Genomic DNA, 2,559 nt, shown 5'->3' on the forward strand with positions numbered 1-2,559 from the left:
GCACCAGATCGGGGTCGCCGAGAGCTTCCGGGACCGCCGCGGCCACGCGTACCCCGGTGGCCCTGCGGGAAAACGGCCGGCCCGCCACCGATCCTCGCGCCGGGTTCGAATCCGCCCACGCTGTGTGGAGTGGGCAGATTCCGAATCCGTGAGCATTTGCGGTGACGAGCAACTGCCGGTGGCGGAACCGTCACTCGACGACGATCTTGCCCTTCGCGCCGCGTTCGGCGTCGAACATCCGGTGGTTGAGGAAGGTGTAGGTACCGGGTTCGAGGAACTCCATTTCGACGAATCCACCCTGCGCGACGGCCAGATCGAGCACCTGGGCCCCGCCGCGATCGGGGTCGCCCGGACGCAACAGATACGCGCCCTCCTTGTACACGGTGTCGAACTGGCTTCCGACGACGTGGAAAGAGATGTTCTCGGCCGGACCGGCGTCGAGCACCCAGATGCGGATCCGGTCGCCGACCTTCGCGTGCAGCGGCCGGTGCACGTACTGGTCCGCGAAACCGTTGAACACCACCAGATCCGGCGTCGCCGCGGTGACCTTGTCCGCGTCGACCTCGCCGTCGCCGAGATACACGTCCGACTGCACCACGAGATACTCGGCGTCGACCGGCGCGAGGCTCGGCGGGTCGATCACGACCGCGCCGATGGCCGTGCACATCGCCGCGGGCATGTTCGGCGCGGTTGCGCAGTGGTACAACCAGATTCCGGTGTGCTCGGCACGGAACCGGTAGACGAGTTGCTCGCCGGGCTCGATGGTGCGCATCGGCTCGTCCGGCCCGACCGTTCCGGCGTGGAAATCGATGGAGTGCCCCATGGCCCCGTTGTTGACCAGCGTGATCTCGAAGACGTCGCCCAGCCGTCCTCGCAGCGTCGGGCCCATCGGCCGCCCGTTGTAGGTCCACATGGTCTGGGGCGCACCGACCGCGTAGTCGCCGGGAACCTCGGTGACCTCGAACGTGTAGCGGTGGGTCGTGCCGCCCGGTGCCGGCGCGAGCACCGGATCGCGGGCGACGAAGTCGTCGCCCGGGGCGATCGCGAGATCGACGGCCGGGGCACCGCCCGAGCCGTGATCGTGCACGCCTGCACCGCCGCCCGAGGCGCCGTCCGCGGTGATGTTCAGGACCATCCCCTGCTGTCGGTGCCCGACGATCGAACACCACCCGTCGATGTCGGTGCCCACGACCCCGACCTCCACGGTCGCGGTCTGGCCCGACCCGATCCGGCCGCTGTCGTGGCCGGAGGACAGCACCAGGTCGTGGACCTGATCGTCGGAATTGGTGACGGTGAGGACCAGTCGGTCGCCGGCCGGCACCGAGATGCGGTCGGGGACGAAGCGCATCCCCACCATCTGGACCTGCACTTCGGTGGTGTTGCCGGTCGCGGTCACGCCCGCGGAGACGTCCGCGGATCCGAGACCGGCGCCGCCGATCCCCGACGTGACGGCGGCGACGAGCGCGAGGCATGCGAGGGCCGCGGTGGCCTGCAACCCGCGGTGCTGCGGTGCGGGTGTGTACTCGGCCGGAGCCTTGCCCGACATCACGGCGCGGCGTCCCGCCATCGAGGCTTTGGCGCTGGTGACCATGATGGGCAGGAACAGCACGAACGCGAGCATGACGATCGCGGACACGCCCACCCGCATCCAGCTCGCGAGCGGCAGCAGGAACAGCAGCAACCCGACGTTGACGACGACGAGCCGCCACACCCACCAGCGGTTCATCTTGTCGACGCCGGCGCCGACGACAGCCGGCCCGCCACCCATCAGTGTGGGCAGCAGGTGGCTCATCACCCCGAACAGCAACTGTGCCGCGAAACCCGCCAGGAACGGGACGGTCATCAGGGTGGCGCGGTCCGGGGTCATGGGACCGGTCGCGAGCACGATCGTCAGACTCAGCAGCGACCCGAGCAGCCACAGCATCGCCGCGGTGATCGAGGCGGCCGCGAACCCGGTGGGAGGGTGCGACACGGCTCCGCGCAGCAGCGGACCGGCGACGACGACCCATCCGGCGAGGTAGAGCGCGCAGCCTGCCGCGGCGACGACCCGTCGCACTCGTGGTCCTGCTCGCCGGTATCGCCGTGCTCCTCGTCGGCGCCCTGACCGCGCATCCGCTCGTCGCCGCGCCCCGGTGGCGTCCATGCCGATCAGGTTCGGGTACATCACCGTCAGCACTCCGGCGGCGGCCAGGCCGAGGAAGCCGAGCAGGTTCATCGCCTGGTGGGCGAGCAGGAACCCGGCCTGGGTGCTGTCGGTCTGCCCGTAGGCGAGAGCGGCACCGAATCCGGCGCCGACCGGCAGCAACGCCGAGGATGCGACGAGGAACCACACACTCTGGGCGTGCAGGGCGGGTTCCTCACCGTCCAGGGCCCGTACTCGTTGGGCCTGCCGGATCAGCAGCAGAAGTGCGACGGCATGCCACGCGAGCATCGCGCCGACGAGGACAGCACCGACGAGCGTGGCCGGGAACCACCCTGTGAGGACACCGGCGACGGTGACGACGATGCCCGCGTTGAGCAGGTAGATCTTCACGAGCTGCGGTCCGCGGGCGCTGTCGG

General features: G+C 69.9%; 1 protein-coding gene. It reads right to left on the reverse strand.

From position 1 onward, the window contains the following. Positions 1-190: 190 nt before the first annotated feature. The coding region (locus I0Q12_RS27385) for a multicopper oxidase domain-containing protein (RefSeq protein WP_197256557.1) at positions 191-2,559 on the reverse strand (2,369 nt) is incomplete at its 5' end.

It is taken from the genome of Rhodococcus sp. CX (genome assembly GCF_015865005.1).
In the GTDB taxonomy this organism is placed as follows: domain Bacteria; phylum Actinomycetota; class Actinomycetes; order Mycobacteriales; family Mycobacteriaceae; genus Rhodococcus.